Raw genomic sequence first — 17,537 nt, 5'->3', positions numbered from 1 at the left:
TTCACACCATCGTTCTGCCTAGCAGCGGGCCGATGGCACGCGCCTGGGCGCTGATCTTTCGAGGAATCATTCTCATGACTCCCCAACGTTTTCAGGGACGAACTCCCACTGCCGTCCTTTTCATACTGCTGCCGGCTGTCTCAGCACAGGCGACAACGCTGCCGCTGGATGAAGCGCTGCAACTGGCTGAACGCAACGCTCCCTCTCTACAAGCCCGCCAAGAGCAGGCATCAGCTGCGCGCAACTTGGTCATTCCAGCGGGCGAACTACCCGATCCGCGCCTGAATCTTGGAGTACAAAACCTGCCGATTGAAGGCGCTGATCGCTGGAGCTTGAACAGAGACTTCATGACCATGCAGGTGGTTGGCCTGTCCCAGGACGTACCGAACCGGGACAAACGTAAAGCTCGCGTAGAGACAGCTCAGGCCACGGTCGAGCGAGCCGATGCTGAGGCGGTCTTCGAGCGCCTGAAGATTCGAGCGGCAACCGCGCAGGCTTGGGTTAATGCGTACACCGTGCAGCGAAAACTTGAACAGTTCGACGCTTTCTACAAAGAAAACCAGCTGCTGGCTTCTACGGTGCGGGCGCGCCTGGCCGGTGGCGCAGGCTCGACGACCGATACGCTGGCTCCGAAACAGGAATTGGCGCAGCTGGACGAGCAGAAGGATGTTTTATTGAGTCAGGCAGCTCAAGCGCGATCCGCGCTGAAGCGCTGGATTGGGCAGGACGCCGAAGTAGGGGCGCCGACGTTCCCACTCTGGCCTGTAGACGCAGCTGAATACCTGCACTCCGTACATGCCCACCCGGAGCTCAATACCTACAACGCCATGACACGCGAGGCGCAAGCCCAGGTACACCAGGCCCAGGCAGAAAAGAAGTCGGATTGGTCTTGGGGGGTGGATTATCAGCGTCGTGGCCCGGACTTCAGCAACATGGTCAGCTTGCAAGTCAGCTTCCAGCTGCCGTTGTTCACCGGCTCCCGGCAAGACCCGATGATTGCGGCACGACGCGCGCAAGTTCGTCAGTTGGAGGATGAGCAGGATGCAGCCCTGCGCGAGCATCAAGCCCAGCTTGAAACAGACCTTGCCGAGTACCAACGTTTGCAGCGGGCGGTGCGGCGCAGTCGCGAGACGCTTCTACCTCTGGCCGAGGACCGGGTACGCCTCGCTCTGGCGGACTACCGCGCCGGTAAGTCGCCGTTGAGTGAAGTGCTGTCGGCACGTCGGCAACGCGTGGAAGCGCTGTTACAGGATGTGGATCTGCAAGGACAGTTGGCTGCAACAGCAGCGCGTCTGCATTTCGTATATGGAGAGGTGCGGGCATGAGGAATAGGTCGATTGGGTTGGTTGTGGCTGCTGCCCTTGCTATTGGAGCAGGCGCGGGCTTCTGGCTAGGTGGACGGGGCACGGTTACCCCATCGCAGCCAGTAGGTGAGCAAAAAGCGCTGTATTGGTACGACCCGATGTATCCCCAGCAGCATTTCCCGGCACCCGGAAAGTCGCCGTTCATGGACATGCCGCTCGTGCCCAAGTATTCAGGCGAGACGGATGACAAGGGGCAGCCTGCGGTTCAGGTCTCGGCTGGGCTCCAGCAAAATCTCGGGATGCGATTGGCAACGGTGATGGCTGGCAGGCTTGAACGATCCCTGAGCGTGAGCGGCGTTCTGGCGTTCGACGAACGCGACTTCAGCGTGTTGCAGGCCCGTACTGGCGGTTACGTCGAACGCGTATATGGCCGGGCGGCGGGGGATATAGTTGCTAAAGGGGCTCCCCTAGCCGATGTGCTGACCCCGGAGTGGGCTGGTTTGCAGGAGGAATATCTGGCGTTGCGGCATTCCGGCGACGCTCAACTGACAGCGGCGGCACGACAGCGGCTCCTGCTCTCCGGCATGCCGGTCTACCTGATCAACCGGGTCGCGAGCACTGGAAAGGTACAGCTCTCGGTCACACTTTCCGCGCCCACTGCCGGTGTCATCCAGGTTCTCGATCTGCGACCCGGCATGACGCTGACGCCGGGGACTACCTTGGCAAGGATCAACGGAGTGGCCAACGTCTGGCTGGAAGCCGCTGTGCCAGAAGCCCAGGCTCAAGGCCTGCGCGAAGGCCAGCCTGTGCAAGCGCAATTGCCAGCTTTCCCAGGCGATCCGGTACCGGGCAAGTTGACCGCGCTGTTGGCTGATGCCGATTTGCAAAGCCGCACGTTGCGCCTGCGTATCGAGTTGCCCAACCCGGATGGACGGCTTCGTCCTGGGATGACCGCTCAAGTGGCTCTCAATCCCGGCGTGTCTGCCGAGCAGAGCCTCTTGGTGCCTGCCGAGGCGGTCATACGTACCGGCAAGCGGGATCTGGTGATGCTGGCTGAAGAAGGTGGTCGCTTCCGACCGGTGGAAGTCGTGTTGGGTCAGGAGAGCAAGGGGCAAGTTGCGGTGTTGCAGGGCCTTCAGGCAGGTCAGCGCATCGTAGCGTCGGGGCAATTCCTACTGGACTCCGAAGCTAATTTGAAAGGCATCGAAGCGGCGACGGCGCAAGACGCTCAGCCAAAAGCGGGGCCCGCCTTACATGAAGCGAACGGCCGTATCGTGCAGATAGACGGAGCCCAGCTCACCGTTGACCATGGTCCCTTCCTCACCCTGGGTATGCCTGGGATGACCATGACCTTCCCGGTGGCTGATCAGTCGCTCCTTGATGGCCTCAAGGTCGGTGCACAGATTCGCTTTGGGATACGCGAACGCGACGAGGGCATGGTGGTTGAGCAGATCAAAGTGTTGGAGGGCCAACCATGATTGCCAAACTGATCCGCTGGTCGGTAGGCAACCGGGTACTGGTGCTGCTCGCTACGCTGTTTCTGGTGGCATGGGGCTTCGTCTCGGTGCGCAGTCTGCCAATCGACGCCTTGCCCGACCTGTCGGATGTACAGGTGATCATCCGCACGTCCTACCCAGGTCAGGCTCCTCAGATCGTTGAGAATCAGGTGACCTATCCGCTGACCACGACAATGCTCTCGGTTCCGGAGGCCAAAACGGTACGCGGCTTCTCCGCCTTCGGTGACAGCTTCGTCTACGTGCTGTTCGAGGACGGCACCGATCTGTATTGGGCGCGCTCTCGGGTTCTTGAGTACCTGAGCCAGGCACAATCGCGATTACCTGCGGCAGCCAAGCCGGTACTCGGACCGGACGCCACCGGAGTCGGGTGGATTTTTCAGTATGCGCTGGTCGATCGCAACGGTGGCCATGACCTGTCGCAACTGCGCAGCCTGCAGGACTGGTTCCTGCGCTATGAGCTCAAGACCCTGCCGGATGTCGCTGAGGTGGCCACCATCGGCGGTATGGTCAAGCAATACCAAGTCCTCCTCGATCCGCTTCGCATGGCCAGCCTCGGTATCACCCAAGCTGAGGTGATAGAGGCTATAGGTAAGGCCAACCAGGAGACCGGCGGTGGTGTGCTGGAGCAAGGCGAAGCAGAATTCATGGTTCGTGCGGCCGGCTACCTAGGATCGCTGGACGATTTCAGAGCGATCCCTCTGCGACTGGCTACCAAGGGCGTGCCGGTGAACTTAGGCGATGTCGCTACGGTGCAGATAGGTCCGGAAGCCCGCAGAGGCATAGGTGAACTGGACGGCCTCGGTGAAGCCGTAGGTGGAGTGGTTATCCTGCGCAGCGGCAAGAATGCTCGTGAGGCCATCGCGCACGTCAAGGCCAAGCTCGAAACCCTGAAGAAAGGCCTGCCTGCCGGGGTGGAGCTTGTCACCGTCTACGACCGCAGCCAGCTGATCGACCGTGCTGTGGAGAACCTCAGTCACAAACTGGTCGAGGAGTTTGTGGTAGTGGCGTTGGTATGCGCAGCGTTTCTCTGGCACCTGCGCTCGTCGCTGGTGGCCATCGTGTCGCTGCCCGTGGGAATCCTGATTGCGCTGATCGTCATGCGTCATCAGGGCATCAACGCCAACATCATGTCCCTTGGCGGAATCGCTATTGCCATCGGTGCAATGGTGGACGCTGCCGTGGTCATGATCGAGAACGCCCACAAACGTGTAGAGGCCTGGCATGCCCAGCATCCTGGTCAACCTTTGCGGGGCGAAGCGCATTGGAACGTAATGACGGAGGCGGCCGTCGAGGTTGGACCAGCGCTGTTCTTCAGCCTCATGATCATCACGCTCTCGTTCATCCCGGTGTTCACGCTGCAAGCCCAGGAGGGCCGCCTCTTTGCCCCCCTGGCCTTTACCAAGACCTACGCGATGGCAGCGGCGGCTGCGCTATCGGTGACCCTGATACCGGTGCTGATGGGGTACTGGATCAGAGGGCCACTGCCTGCGGAACAGCGCAACCCGCTCAACCGGGGCCTCATCCGGCTGTACCGTCCGGCATTGGAGGTCGTCCTGCGCCGGCCCTTGCTTACCCTCGCTGGAGCATTGCTCATCCTGCTCAGCAGTCTGTGGCCCTTGAACCATCTGGGTGGCGAGTTTCTTCCCCCACTTGATGAAGGTGATCTGCTCTACATGCCTTCAGCCTTGCCTGGACTCTCCGCGCAGAAAGCTTCAGAGCTGTTGCAGCGAACGGATCGCTTGATTCGTACAGTCCCCGAGGTAGCCAGCGTCTTTGGTAAGGCCGGCCGCGCCGAATCGGCCACTGACCCTGCACCGCTGGAGATGTTCGAGACCACCGTGCGGCTCAAGCCCAAGAGTGAATGGCGTCCAGGTATGACCACTGAGAAGCTAATCGAAGAGCTTGACCGTATCGTGCGTGTGCCTGGGCTCACCAATATCTGGATTCCGCCTATCCGCAATCGGATTGACATGCTGGCCACCGGCATCAAGAGTCCGATCGGCGTCAAGGTTGCCGGCAGCGATCTGAACCAGATAGACCGGGCTACCCTTGCTGTAGAGCGGGCAGCGATAAAGGTGCCTGGAGTGACTTCGGCCCTGGCAGAGCGTTTGACTGGCGGTCGCTACATTGATTTGGACATCGACCGCCATGCCGCTGCGCGTTATGGCCTGAACATTACCGACGTACAGGCTATTGTAGCCGGTGCCATAGGTGGCGAAACCATTGGGGAAACGGTTGAAGGGTTAGCTCGCTTTCCCATTAGCGTGCGCTATCCACGTGAATGGCGTGATTCCGTGGAGGCGTTGCGTCAGCTGCCGATCTACACGTCGCAGGGGGGCCAGCTGACGCTTGGCACCGTGGCCCGCATACGTATTGCCGATGGCCCGCCCATGCTCAAGAGCGAAAATGCTCGCCCCTCGGGCTGGGTGTACGTCGATGTGCGCGGCAGAGACCTATCGTCTGTTGTGGCAGACCTGCGGCAGGTGATCGACACCGAGGTAAAGCTAGATCCGGGCATGAGCTTGAGTTACTCCGGGCAGTTCGAATACTTGGAGCGCGCTAACGCACGCCTGGCCTGGGTGGTGCCGGCGACGCTGGCCATCATCTTCGTGCTGCTCTACCTGACTTTTGGGCGCCTCGGTGAGGCGCTACTCATCATGGGCACGCTACCGTTCGCGCTAACCGGAGGCGTTTGGCTGCTGTACTTGCTGGGCTACAACCTGTCGGTGGCCACAGGCGTTGGTTTCATTGCCTTGGCCGGCGTAGCGGCGGAGTTTGGCGTGATTATGCTCATTTACCTGAATAACGCTTGGGCTGAGCGTCAGGCCAGTGGCGAAACCACACGAGCAGCGCTGCTCGGCGCAATCCGTGAGGGTGCGGTGCAGCGCATCAGACCCAAGGCAATGACCGTGGCGGTCATCGTTGCAGGCCTGCTGCCCATCCTCTGGAGCAGCGGTACCGGCAGCGAGGTCATGAGTCGCATCGCGGTGCCCATGGTCGGCGGCATGCTAACCGCTCCGTTGCTCTCCCTGTTTGTAATACCTGCGGCGTACTGGCTGATCCGTCGCCGCGAACTTACTGTCACTACCCCCAACCCCTCAGGAGAAAACCAATGAAAAAGCTAATCGTCATCGCAGCCCTGGTCACAGCTTTCGCCGCCAGTGTGCATGCCCAGGACATGGATGGTATGGACATGAAGAACATGCCAGCTTCCGCCGAAGGAGGCCAAGGCACCCAGGCGGCACCCACCGCGCATGCTGAAGGGGCAATAAAGGCGCTGGATCCTCAAAGCGGAAAAATCACATTGGCCCACGGCCCGGTAGCAGAGCTCAAATGGCCGGCGATGACCATGGGTTTCCATGCTGAGCCTGCACAGCTGAAGGGCTTGAACGTAGGAGACAAGGTGAAATTTGGGTTCCGTATGGAAGGAAGCGTCGCGAAGATCGTGAGCATTCATAAGCAGTGATGTTCCAGCCTTAAATGATCGGGCACGCCTTCACACCGAGAGGATTCGGACAAGCTTACAGAAATGTAATCAATCTTCAGGACCCCGTCAGGTCGAACGCTACATACCGTCATGAGACGGTGCACTGGCATCAAATCGACCCGATACCGGAGATATGACCATGAACAGTCGCTTTGAAGAATGCATCTCGGAATGCCTGCGCTGTGCGCTGGCCTGTGAAGGCTGTGCGTCAGCCTGCCTACAAGAACAAGATGTAAAAATGATGGCTGACTGCATCAAGCTGGACAGAGATTGCGCAGATATGTGCAACCTTGCGGCTACCTTGATGGCACGAGAAAGCATGCTGGCCAAAGAGCTTTGTGCCCTATGCGCCAAAATTTGCCGGGCCTGCGGGGAGGAGTGCGGTAAGCATAAGGCAGACCACTGTCAGCAATGCGCCCAGGCCTGCATGACCTGCGCAGAATCCTGCGAAGCAATGGCTGCGTAAGCGAATTTCGCCAAACCTCCGCCTGCTTTCCATGCGCCTGATTAAGGATTTGGGTACGTCGATAATCGTCGTGCTTAGGGAGGCGGGTAGACCGCTGATGGGCATGCGCCCTGGCAGAGCCTAGCTTGGGAAGCTAGCAAACCAAAGGCGCTGCGACCCGATAGCAAAGAAGCCCGCCTCAGCGGCGGGCTATCAGATGTCTCCAAGGGGAGGCTGTAGGCCAACAAGTCTCGGAGCAAGCACTTGTAGGATACGCCTGTTGGCTCACGCCCACCAGCCCGCTTCGGCGGAAGCGAATGGTCCTACGTTCTGACGGCCGGCATTGGGAGCGGCTTGGTGAAGGCCACGTCGATTTGTAGGGCAATCCACCAAGACAAAGCCGGCTGATTATCCCCAAGCGGTATACCCTCAGGAAGAGTCAAAGGCAAAGCTAGGGGTGAATCTAGCGGGTACCCACATTTGAGGGCAAAATCACCAGCTTCGCCTACAGTGCATTGGGTTGAGGGGAAAGGTGTGGGAGCAGAGCTAGATCGGGTAAAGGATCGCAAAAGGAGCAGAGCGTTAATCGAAGACCTCTACCTGGACGCGAACCGAGTTTACGTAATTCACTACTCCTGCGAATCGTTTTATGAAAATGATACGGGGGAGTCGAAACGTGTGACATCCATCGCCACACGGAACCTAAAAACCGGCCAAACCAAATCGTGGTCCATCCATAAAGAAGCAGAGCTCAGCAAACAGCTCTCCAGCATGCAAGCAGAGCTCAATAAATTCGAAAAGTCGATGCTGAAAGGTTTTTTCCAATGGCTTGATAAGCACAAGGATTGTCGGTTCCTGCATTGGAACATGCGAGACGAAAATTTCGGGTTCTTTGCGCTTGAGCATCGCTTTCGGGTGCTCGGGGGCAAACCCGTAGAGCTGCCGGATGACAAGAAGGTTGACCTTGCGCGTGAGCTGGTTGCGTTATATGGAAGAAACTATGCCCCGCATGCCGATAGTAGGGGAAGGAAAGGCAGGATCATGGCATTGGCTGAACTCAATAATGCCAGCGACCAAGACGCACTGCCCGGCGCTGATGAGGCTGCCGCCTTTGTGAACGCTGAGTACATAAAAATGCATCAATCGACCCTAAGGAAGCTCGATATGTTTGCGAACTTCTTCGAGCGTACACATGAAAAGTCCTTGAAGACAAAATCCAAATGGTACGAGCGGAACGGGGTGCATCCTGTTGTGTTAATTGAAATCGTCAAAGACCACCCGATCTACACGACAGTTATCGTACTGAGCGGCCTTGCCATTGCCGCTGTCAATTTCAGCCGTTTCTTGGCCCTTTTCAACTAGCCCCCTGTAGTGCAAGCACCATTTCACCAATCTTTGGGCATCATTATTAGGTTTGGAGGTGTCTACAAAACTGGGACGATTCAGGTTTACTCACATGTGTTGGAGGATTAGTGCTGTCGCAGCCAGCAACGGCGCGGGCTGGGACGCTCTAGCGTGGCATTCGGGTTTAGGATACGAAGCTCATTGGAGCCTCGGGTCGAAGGCCGTCGTCACCGAACTCAAACCGCCAATACCCCACATCATGCCAAGCATCGAGCTTGAATCCGACCTGCGGAAACGTACCGATGTGCTGAAAACCGAGTCGTTCGTGCAGCCCGACACTGCCTTCATTCGGCAAGGCGATACCGGCATACGCCGAGCGATATCCCAGACGCTTCAGAACCGGCAGCAGCACGTCATAGAGCTGCCGAGCAATTCCGCTGCGGCGCTGCCCCTCGGCGACATACACCGTCACATCCACCGCCCACCGGTACGCCGCACGCGCCCGGTGCTGACTGGCGTAGGCATAGCCGACTACCCGTCCTTCTCGCACAGCCACCAGATACGGATAGGTTTGCAGCGTCGTGGAGATACGCTCACACATTTGCTCCACGCTCGGCACTGCCTCTTCGAATGAGATGGCCGTGTTGAGTACGATGGGCGCGTAGATGATCTGGATCTCTTCTGCATCCTCTGGTCTGGCGACACGAATTTCGATTCCGCTATGCATCCGACTGCTCCAAGCTGTTCAGGTGTTCGACTACTTCGTTAACTGTGCTGCGCGCGGTACGGGTGACGCCAATCAACGTCGCCGAGGCCAAGCCGGTCCAGTCGCCATATCCGACCAGCCAGAGGCGCGGCTCGCGAATAGAACGCCCCCCATCAACCTCGACCCTTCCGTAGTCATCCAGCACGTCCAGTGCCTTAAGGTGATCCAGTGCCGGCCGGAATCCAGTACACCAGACCACCACATCGACCTGGGTTTTCTCACCGTTGGGCCAGACGACCCCATCCGACGTAAATGAGGTGAAAGGCCTTACAGCACGAAGGGCCCCGCGCTCGCGAGCCCGGACTACTGAGGGCACCATGACGATATCACCAAGCCCACCGACCTGTGCGTCGATAACACGGCCCTCCTGTTGAGCCTTGAGGCGCTCGGTAGCCCGTTCGAACAGCACCCGGCCATCCACGTCATCAGGCAGAAACGCCGGTTCCTTCGTGGTTACCCACGTTGCGTCGGCGATCTCGGACAGCTCCGCGTAGATTTGCGCCCCCGAGTTGCCACCACCAACGACCAGCACGCGTTTTCCTTGGAAAGCCTCTGGTAACTGGTACTGGGCGGAGTGAATCTGCTGCCCCTGGAACAGCTCTATCCCCGGATAGGCCGGAACATTGGGCTTGCTCCAGGTCCCCGTTGCGCTGATGACGGCACGGGCTTCCCAGTTGCGGTCCTTCGAGCGCACACGAAGACCACGTGCGGTCCGCTCCACCGCCGTGATGCTGACGGGGCGAACGATAGGAAACCCGTAGCGCGCCTCGTACTGCTCCAGGTAGCTGACCACGTGATCCCTATCAGGATTACCTTCGGTGACTGGCGGCATCGGCCAGCCCGCGATGGAGCTCCAAGCGGAGGGCGAGAACAGCGTCAGCGAGTGCCAGCCATGGCGCCACGCCCCGCCCGCAGCCTCTTCAGCGTCAAGCAGCAGGAACGAGAGCTTGGCCCGCTTGAGAAAATAGGCCACCGTCAGCGCGGACTGCCCGCCGCCAATCACGATGACATCGAGTAGCTCGCCTTCGGTGGCCATGGTTTCTCCTGTCTGGCTGGAGCGCTCAGCCTTCGCCGAACTGGTTGATGTAGTTGATGTGCGCAGGCTTCTGAATCGCCCGTGGGCGAAGATCCTGCACCCATGCAATCGCCTCGCGGCGCGGCATTCCGGACTCGATCAGCAGACGGGCAGCGAACAGCCCGGTGCGGCCGGAGCCGCCCTTGCAGTGGATGGCCAGGGCCTTGTTGGATGCGAGCAAAGCGTTCAACTGGTGGCGGATCTCTCCCAGCCCGACCTCGAAGTTTTTATCCGGAGCATGATCATCCTTGATCGGCAGTTGGTACCACTCCAACCCATGCTGCTTGGCCGCGACGCCAAGCTGGGCAACTCCGTTTTCCTGAAGCTCTGCGTCCGACATCAGCGTAACCAGCGCCACGGCACCGGCCTTCTTGAGCGTATCCAGGCTTTCAGCGAGACCGCTGGTCTGGGTGCCCGGACAAGGCGTAAAAATCAGCACACCCGGAGCATGGGGCAACGATTTCAATGAGTAAGGATGCGACATGCTCATGACCTCAGATAGACCGAATATTGACTCGCTTGGATAGTTCTTCCGCCGACTCTTTGCGCTCGGAGTAGCGGTCTACCAAATAATCCTGGCGATCACGCAGCAGGAGCGTGAACTTGGTCAGTTCCTCCATCACGTCGACCAGTCGATCGTAGAAAGAAGACGGCTTCATGCGCCCGGCTTCATCGAACTCCAGGAAGGCTTTCGGCACCGACGACTGGTTCGGGATGGTAAACATACGCATCCAGCGGCCAAGCACGCGCAGTTGGTTCACCACGTTAAAGGACTGCGAGCCTCCACATACCTGCATCACCGCGAGGGTCTTGCCCTGGGTTGGGCGAACCGCGCCCATGGCCAGCGGTACCCAATCGATCTGCGCCTTGAAGACAGCACTCATTGAGCCGTGACGCTCGGGCGAGCACCACACCTGGCCCTCGGACCATTGCATCAGCTCGCGGAGTTCCAGCACCTTCTCGTGAGAGTCCGGAGCGTCATCCGGCAGCGGTAGGCCGGAAGGATCAAAGATTCGGGTTTCGGCGCCGAACTCTTCCAGCAGGCGCGCAGCCTCCTGGACCATCAAGCGGCTGAATGAGCGTTCGCGGGTCGATCCGTACAGCAGCAGGATGCGCGGTTTGTGTGTGGAAGGATCCTTCGGCGCCAGCCGCTCCAGCGACGGCAGATCAATAAGTTCTGGTTGGACATTGGGCAGGTGGTCGTTCATTTCGGTCTCCATTGATCCAGGGCCTACAGCGCGCCGATGCGGGCAAGTTCGGCTTTCAGTTCGTCCTGGCTCAGTTGCGAGAAAGGCAGCGCAATGAAGGCGCGCACGCGCTCATCAATCTTCGCAAGTGTTGTCTGGAAGGCTTCTTCGATTTCTGCCTCACTCCCGGTGACCGCCGAAGGGTCGGCCAGGCCCCAGTGGGCTTTGAGCGATGGACCGAAGAAGATCGGGCAGGCTTCGCCGGCAGCGCGGTCGCACACGGTGACAACGATGTCGGGAGGAGAGCTCTCGAAGGCATCCGAGGCCTTGCTTGAAAGACCTGCGGTGGGGATACCGGCGGCTTCCAGGGTATTCAGTGCCCGCTCATTGACCTTGCCGCTTGGGAAGCTGCCCGAGCTCACAGCTTCCATACCCTCTGGGGCCAGGTGATTGAACAGCGCCTCGGACAGGATGCTGCGGCAGCTGTTGTGGGTGCACATGAACAAGACTTTCATCAGGTATCTCCGGTTCAAAAGCTCAGGCGGATGGCCAATGCGGCCAAGGTGGCAAGCAGGATCGGCAGCGTCAGGACGATGCCGGTGCGGAAGTAGTAACCCCAGGTGATGACGATGTTCTTGCGGGCCAGCACGTGTAGCCACAGCAAGGTGGCCAGGCTGCCGATGGGGGTGATTTTCGGACCGAGGTCACAGCCGATGACGTTGGCGTAGATCATGGCCTCGCGCACGATGCCGGTGGCCTCGGCGGAATGGATCGACAAGGCCCCTACCAACACAGTGGGCATGTTGTTCATGACCGACGACAGGCCAGCGGCGAGCAGCCCCGTCCCGAGGGATGCGCCCCAGATTCCGTAGCCAGCGAAGACATTGAGGATCTGCGTCAGGTAGTCGGTGAGGCCGGCGTTACGCAGGCCATACACCACAAGGTACATGCCAAGCGAGAACACCACGACCTGCCAAGGCGCGTCCTTGAGCACCTTGCGGGTTGAAATCACGTGCCCACGCGCGGCGATCAGGTAGAGGATCAGCGCACAGGCAGCAGCGATGGCGCTGATCGGAACGCCCAGCGGCTCGATGGCGAAGAAGCCAACCAGCAACAGCGCAAGCACCCACCAGCCGGCAACGAACGTCGCCTTGTCGCGGATAGCGGCTTCGGGAGCCTTCAGTTGGTCGAGTTCATAGGTACGCGGCAGGTCCTTGCGGAAGAACCACAGCAGCATTCCCAGGGTGGCGGCGATGCTGACCAGGTTCACCGGCACCATGACCGAGGCGTATTCGCTGAAGCCAATGCCAAAGTAGTCGGCGGAAACGATGTTCACCAGGTTGGACACCACCAGCGGCAAGCTCGCGGTATCGGCGATGAAGCCCGCCGCCATGACGAATGCCAGCGTCGCCGCCGGGGAGAAGCGCAGGGCCAGCAGCATGGCGATGACGATCGGGGTCAGGATCAGTGCCGCACCGTCGTTAGCGAACAGCGCCGAGACGGCGGCGCCCAGCAGGATGATGAAGGCGAACAGCTTGCGGCTGCTGCCATTGCCCCAGCGGGCCACGTGCAATGCCGCCCACTCGAAGAACCCCGCCTCATCCAGCAGCAGGCTGATGATGATGACGGCGATGAAAGTGGCGGTAGCGTTCCAGACGATCTGCCAGACCACGGGAATATCGGACAGGCTCACGACGCCCGCCAGCAGCGCCACGACGGCCCCCAGTGCGGCGCTCCAGCCCACGCCCAGGCCTTTGGGCTGCCAGATGACGAGAACGATCGTCACCAGGAAAATCAAAAATGCGATCAGCATGACTACAACTCAATCAGCGAAGGGAATTCTCAAGCACAAGCAACAGGGCTCTGCGGCCGCTCGCCCATTTCGGCAAGGCGCAATGCATCGGGGCTCAACCATTCCTGGTTGGCATCGACCACTCCCTTCAGCATCGCGTCCACCCACTGCGGCAGTTCGGGGTGCAGTCGGTAGTACACCCATTGACCCTTGCGGCGATCCATCAGGATTCCAGCCTCGCGCAACTGGGCAAGATGCCGGGAGATCTTCGGCTGGCTCAGCTCCAGCGCGTGGGTAAGTTCGCAGACACAGAGTTCGCCTTCACGGGCGATCAGCAGGGTCATCCGGGCCCGGGTGTCATCAGCCAGGCATTTGAAAACGATGGGGGGAGTCAGTGTTTCCCGCATGTGACCTCCTGGGGAATGCGTGTACGGCCAATATCTGGAAATCCGAATATATGCCAATTCGAATATACGGTAAAGCAGATATTTACACTCGCCTCGCCTTACGGGACGTCATAAAACTGGAAAAAGCCCTCGCTTTGGGCCCTATACTGGCCGTCGATACCATCCCCAGAGTCCCCAATGAACCAGTCTGATATCTCTGTCCGATTGCTTGGTACCGATCAAATCCAAGGCCTGGCTGCGCATCTGACTGCAGCGGGCTTGCCGACCCAAGACCTTTTGCAGCCCGACCGAATGTTCTATTCCTTTCATCGGGGAGAAACGGAGCTGGGATACGGGGGCATTGAAGGAACTGGCCGGACTCGTCTGATTCGCTCACTGGTTGTCGTACCGGCCCAGCGAAAGTCAGGGATCGGTACCCTGCTGCTCAGAGCACTTGAGCGAATAGCGGAAGCTGACGGAGCCCAGAGCCTTCATCTGCTGACCACAACAGCACCCGACTTCTTCGAGGCTCGGGGATATGAGCACAGAGACCGATCTCAAGCCCCAAAGGCAATTTCCAGTTCGGAGGAGTTCAAGAGCCTTTGTCCGACCTCTGCGGTCTATATGGTGAAGGATCTGGCGACATGAACTCGGTGTCACCTCAGGGAACTCGCCTCCACGAATTTCACTGAGTCCTGCGGCGCCCTGAAGATGGCGAGCCCTGGGCCCGGCATGATTGAGCGACTTCATGAGTGAGGATACAGGCGTATCCTTGGACGGTTTTAAACCTGCCTGGTAGCGGAAAACAGTCAGTCTGGTTGGCGCGTCTGCGCTCGGAAAAGCAGCAACCCCTCCAAGATGTATCTCAGAGAAATCCATGCCCAACCCAACGATTTGTAGGGGGCTCCCAGCCAGGAGCGCTCGCACCGGTTACCACGCCCCAAAAAGATACCATCATAATTTTTTTGGGGTTTTAGCACGGGGTCCTTCCTGTGATTTTTTCTGGCTGAACCTTTGCTGTGACAACCTTTATTAAACGAAAAAGCCCGAGAAATTTTGAAAAATTATGCTTTGTGACAACCTTTATTTTTGCTTCCCTAGAAGCAGCCTCCTCGCTAGGCCGCGAAATGCAAGAGACTTTGTGACAAAGTTTATTAATCGGCAACAAATTTTTTGCTGCCGTTGAGTTAAAACTGTCTTCGAAGATTCAAACTGTCGCCGGTAGATGGAAACGCCCACTTCCCTCTACCGGCGGCTCACCCGCCCTCAGCGTCACGCTCCTGATTCAGCCTGATGAGTATTCTCAGTCATGCTGTATTAGGCAGCCCCCTGATGATTTACACCAATTCCCCAAACGCTCTTCAGTTCACTGAATTCACAATGACAACCCCAGTGGGGAGGCGGTTGTTGCGGAGTGTCGAACCTCAGATCTGCATCGCCATCCCATCCACGTTCATCGCCGCCTGGCGCAAGGCCTCGGAGCGGGTGGGGTGCGGGTGGCAGGTGAGGGCGATGTCTTCAGCGGAGGCGGAGAACTCCATTGCCACGCAGAATTCGCCGATCATCTCGCTGACGCTTGGGCCGACCAGATGCACGCCCAGTACTTCATCGGTGTTGGCATCGGCGATGACTTTGGCGAAGCCTTCGGTTTCATGGTTGATCTTCGCGCGGCTGTTGGCGGTGAAGGGGAACTTGCCCACTTTGTAGGCGCGGCCTTCTGCCTTGAGCTGCTCTTCGGTCTTGCCGACGCTGGCCAACTCGGGGCGGGTATAGATCACCCCGGGGATCAGGTTGTAATTGACCTCGTGGGGTTTGCCGGCGATGCGCTCGATGCAGGCGACGGCTTCATCTTCGGCCTTGTGCGCCAGCATCGGGCCGGAGGTGACGTCGCCAATCACCCACACCCCCGGCACCGAGGTGCGATGGTGCTCGTTGGTGAGCATGCCGCGTTTATCGGTTTGCAGCCCGACGCTTTCCAGATTCAGGCCTTGGGTATAAGGGCGACGGCCGATGGCAACCAGCACGTAGTCGGCTTGCAGCGTTTCTGCAGTACCGCCTGCGGCCGGCTCCAGCGTCAGGCTCACGCCGTCGGGTGAGGCCGTCGCTTGGGTCACCTTGCTGCCGAGCTTGAAGGCCATGCCTTGCTTGGCGAGTGCCTTTTGCAGGGTCTTTGCCGTTTCCTCATCAGTACCGGGGCAGATGCGGTCCAGGTATTCGATGACGGTGACCTGGCTGCCCAGGCGGCGCCACACCGAACCCAGCTCCAGGCCGATCACGCCAGCGCCGATCACGATCAGGTGCTTGGGCACCTCGGGGAGGGCCAAGGCGCCCGTGGAGTCGATGATGCGTTGGTTATCGATAGTCACGCCGGGCAGGGGAGTGGGCTCGGAGCCGGTAGCGATGACGATGTCCTTGGCCTGCAACGCGGTTGCGCTGCCGTCCTGGGCTTTGACGATAACCTTGCCGACGCCATCCAGGCGGCCCCAGCCTTTGATCCACTCGACCTTGTTCTTGCGAAACAGGTACTCGATGCCCTTGGTCAGGCCAGTCACGCTCTCGTCCTTCTGTTTCATCATCTGGGCGAGGTTCAGGGTTGGCTTCACCTCGATGCCCAGGTGGGCAAACTCGTCACCGCTGGCGGCCTCATACAATTCGGAGGCATGCAGCAATGCCTTGGACGGCATGCAGCCCACATTGAGGCAGGTGCCGCCAAGGGTCGAGCGGCCTTCCACACAGGCCACACTCAAGCCCAGTTGCCCAGCACGAATCGCCGCGTTGTAGCCGCCGGGGCCACCGCCGATGATCACCACGTCATAGGATTTCATGGGTTTCTACTCCAGATGAGGAAGCGCGAGAGGGACACAAGGTTAAGCTGAGAACAGCAAGTTGTATACAATCCGAGGTGTTCATAGATCAGTTAGTTGTAGACCTTGGTCTCGTTCAGCGGAAATTTCGCACGGTTGAACTACCCTGTTTCGGTGGTGTTCGAAATTTCATGTATCGGGCCCAGAAGGAGGGTCGTTCATGCTTGCGCAACTTCCGCCGGCGCTGCAGAGCCTGCACTTGCCACTTCGTCTGAAGCTGTGGGACGGCAACCAGTTCGATCTGGGGCCCAGTCCGCAGGTCACTATCCTGGTCAAGGAGCCTCAGCTGATCGCCCAGCTGACCCATCCAAGCATGCACCAGCTGGGTGCTGCGTTCGTGGAAGGCAAGCTGGAGTTGGAGGGCGACATCGGGGAAGCCATTCGGGTGTGCGATGAGCTGAGCGAAGCCTTGCTGACGGAGGACGATGAGGCACCGCCACCACGTGTAGCTCACGACAAGCGCACAGACGCCGAGTCCATCTCCTACCACTACGACGTGTCCAACGCGTTTTATCAGCTCTGGCTCGATCAGGACATGGCGTATTCGTGTGCCTACTTCCGCGAGCCGGACAATACCCTCGATCAGGCACAGCAGGACAAGTTTGACCATCTGTGCCGCAAGCTGCGGCTGCAGGCCGATGACTACCTGCTGGATGTCGGCTGCGGTTGGGGTGGGCTGTCACGCTTCGCCGCACGCGAGTACGGTGCGAAGGTGTTCGGCATCACCTTGAGCAAGGAACAGCTCAAGCTGGCGCGGCAGCGCGTCAAGGCAGAGGGCCTGGCTGACAAGGTCGAGCTGCAGATCCTCGACTACCGCGACCTCCCTCAGGATGGCCGCTTCGACAAGGTCGTCAGCGTCGGCATGTTCGAGCATGTCGGGCACGCCAACCTGGCGCTGTACAGCCAGAAGCTGTTCGGCGCTGTGCGAGAGGGTGGCCTGGTGATGAACCATGGCATCACCGCCAAGCACGTCGATGGTCGTCCGGTGGGGCGAGGGGCGGGTGAATTCATCGACCATTATGTGTTCCCCAACGGTGAGCTGCCGCACCTGTCGATGATCAGTGCAAGCCTGTGTGCTGCGGGGCTGGAGGTCGTCGATGTCGAGAGCTTGCGCATGCATTACGCCAAGACCTTGCACCATTGGAGCGATAACCTGGAGAACCAGCTGCACAAGGCTGCTGCACTGGTACCGGAAAAAACCCTGCGCATTTGGCGCCTGTATCTCGCTGGCTGCGCCTATGCATTCCAGAAGGGCTGGATAAACCTGCACCAGATCCTTGCCGTCAAGCCTTACGCCGATGGGCATCATGACCTGCCCTGGACACGTGAAGACTTGTATCGCTGATTCACCCGGGGCGCGCTTCAGGCGG

At 59.2% G+C, this 17,537-nt stretch carries 16 protein-coding genes; 8 read left to right on the top strand and 8 right to left on the bottom strand.

The genetic code is table 11. The features are described 5' to 3' along the window. The first annotated feature begins 74 nt into the window (after positions 1–74). The 6 genes from ABRP30_RS27685 to ABRP30_RS27660 all read left to right on the top strand — a co-directional run bounded on the left by ABRP30_RS27685 (position 75) and on the right by ABRP30_RS27660 (position 8,115). On the top strand, positions 75–1,325 hold the full coding sequence (locus ABRP30_RS27685; protein ID WP_023048568.1) for a TolC family protein: 1,251 nt from the start codon (positions 75–77) through the stop codon (positions 1,323–1,325). Beyond that, on the top strand, positions 1,322–2,782 hold the full coding sequence (locus ABRP30_RS27680) for an efflux RND transporter periplasmic adaptor subunit (RefSeq protein WP_023048567.1): 1,461 nt from the start codon (positions 1,322–1,324) through the stop codon (positions 2,780–2,782). Before ABRP30_RS27685 ends, ABRP30_RS27680 begins: the two co-directional genes overlap by 4 nt. Continuing rightward, positions 2,779–5,937, top strand: coding sequence for an efflux RND transporter permease subunit (locus tag ABRP30_RS27675; protein ID WP_023048566.1), 3,159 nt, complete (start codon positions 2,779–2,781; stop codon positions 5,935–5,937). The genes ABRP30_RS27680 and ABRP30_RS27675 overlap by 4 nt, the downstream gene beginning before the upstream one ends. Beyond that, positions 5,934–6,287 carry a copper-binding protein gene (locus ABRP30_RS27670; RefSeq protein ID WP_023048565.1) on the top strand — a complete coding sequence of 118 codons (354 nt, stop codon included), beginning with the start codon at positions 5,934–5,936 and terminating at the stop codon, positions 6,285–6,287. Before ABRP30_RS27675 ends, ABRP30_RS27670 begins: the two co-directional genes overlap by 4 nt. A gap of 160 nt (positions 6,288–6,447) precedes the next feature. Next, positions 6,448–6,774, top strand: a complete 327-nt coding sequence (locus tag ABRP30_RS27665) for a four-helix bundle copper-binding protein (RefSeq protein ID WP_371263243.1) — start codon at positions 6,448–6,450, stop codon at positions 6,772–6,774. Positions 6,775–7,431: 657 nt separating this feature from the next. Further along, positions 7,432–8,115, top strand: coding sequence for a hypothetical protein (locus tag ABRP30_RS27660; protein ID WP_172439589.1), 684 nt, complete (start codon positions 7,432–7,434; stop codon positions 8,113–8,115). 166 nt (positions 8,116–8,281) lie between these two features. Here ABRP30_RS27660 and ABRP30_RS27655 read toward each other — a convergent pair whose 3' ends face one another. The 7 genes from ABRP30_RS27655 to ABRP30_RS27625 are packed head-to-tail and all read right to left on the bottom strand — an operon-like array spanning position 8,282 to position 13,324. Then, positions 8,282–8,824 carry an arsinothricin resistance N-acetyltransferase ArsN1 family B gene (locus tag ABRP30_RS27655; RefSeq protein WP_023048562.1) on the bottom strand — a complete coding sequence of 181 codons (543 nt, stop codon included), beginning with the start codon at positions 8,822–8,824 and terminating at the stop codon, positions 8,282–8,284. Next, positions 8,817–9,899, bottom strand: coding sequence for an ArsO family NAD(P)H-dependent flavin-containing monooxygenase (locus ABRP30_RS27650; RefSeq protein ID WP_023048561.1), 1,083 nt, complete (start codon positions 9,897–9,899; stop codon positions 8,817–8,819). Before ABRP30_RS27650 ends, ABRP30_RS27655 begins: the two co-directional genes overlap by 8 nt. A 25-nt stretch (positions 9,900–9,924) precedes the next feature. Further along, positions 9,925–10,428 carry a cyclin-dependent kinase inhibitor 3 family protein gene (locus ABRP30_RS27645; protein ID WP_080992800.1) on the bottom strand — a complete coding sequence of 168 codons (504 nt, stop codon included), beginning with the start codon at positions 10,426–10,428 and terminating at the stop codon, positions 9,925–9,927. Positions 10,429–10,432: 4 nt separating this feature from the next. Beyond that, entirely contained in the window at positions 10,433–11,146 is a 714-nt protein-coding gene (gene arsH / locus ABRP30_RS27640) for an arsenical resistance protein ArsH (protein WP_023048559.1), read from the bottom strand. A gap of 23 nt (positions 11,147–11,169) precedes the next feature. Further along, positions 11,170–11,640 (bottom strand): arsenate reductase ArsC, encoded by a 471-nt coding sequence (locus ABRP30_RS27635; RefSeq protein WP_023048558.1) that lies wholly within the window; start codon positions 11,638–11,640, stop codon positions 11,170–11,172. A 14-nt stretch (positions 11,641–11,654) separates the two neighbouring features. Further along, complete coding sequence (locus ABRP30_RS27630) at positions 11,655–12,938, bottom strand: arsenic transporter (protein ID WP_049695270.1); 1,284 nt, start codon at positions 12,936–12,938, stop codon at positions 11,655–11,657. A gap of 29 nt (positions 12,939–12,967) precedes the next feature. Then, positions 12,968–13,324, bottom strand: a complete 357-nt coding sequence (locus ABRP30_RS27625; protein WP_049695271.1) for a metalloregulator ArsR/SmtB family transcription factor — start codon at positions 13,322–13,324, stop codon at positions 12,968–12,970. 177 nt (positions 13,325–13,501) lie between these two features. On the opposite strand from ABRP30_RS27625, the gene arsN2 reads away from it, so the two are divergent. Continuing rightward, positions 13,502–13,951, top strand: coding sequence for an arsenic resistance N-acetyltransferase ArsN2 (gene arsN2, locus ABRP30_RS27620; RefSeq protein WP_023048556.1), 450 nt, complete (start codon positions 13,502–13,504; stop codon positions 13,949–13,951). A 776-nt stretch (positions 13,952–14,727) separates the two neighbouring features. Here the strand turns inward: arsN2 and lpdA are convergent. After that, complete coding sequence (lpdA, locus tag ABRP30_RS27615) at positions 14,728–16,128, bottom strand: dihydrolipoyl dehydrogenase (RefSeq protein ID WP_349975559.1); 1,401 nt, start codon at positions 16,126–16,128, stop codon at positions 14,728–14,730. 199 nt (positions 16,129–16,327) lie between these two features. Between lpdA and cfaB the strand changes: the two genes are divergently transcribed. Next, the gene (gene cfaB, locus ABRP30_RS27610; protein WP_349975558.1) at positions 16,328–17,512 is read left to right on the top strand and encodes a C17 cyclopropane fatty acid synthase CfaB; all 1,185 of its coding nucleotides are present in this window, start codon (positions 16,328–16,330) and stop codon (positions 17,510–17,512) included. Positions 17,513–17,537: the final 25 nt, after the last annotated feature.

Origin of the sequence: Pseudomonas sp. WHRI 8519, from assembly GCF_040224055.2 — a bacterium.
GTDB lineage: Bacteria > Pseudomonadota > Gammaproteobacteria > Pseudomonadales > Pseudomonadaceae > Aquipseudomonas > Aquipseudomonas putida_X.
This window is presented reverse-complemented; position numbering and strand designations above follow the sequence as displayed.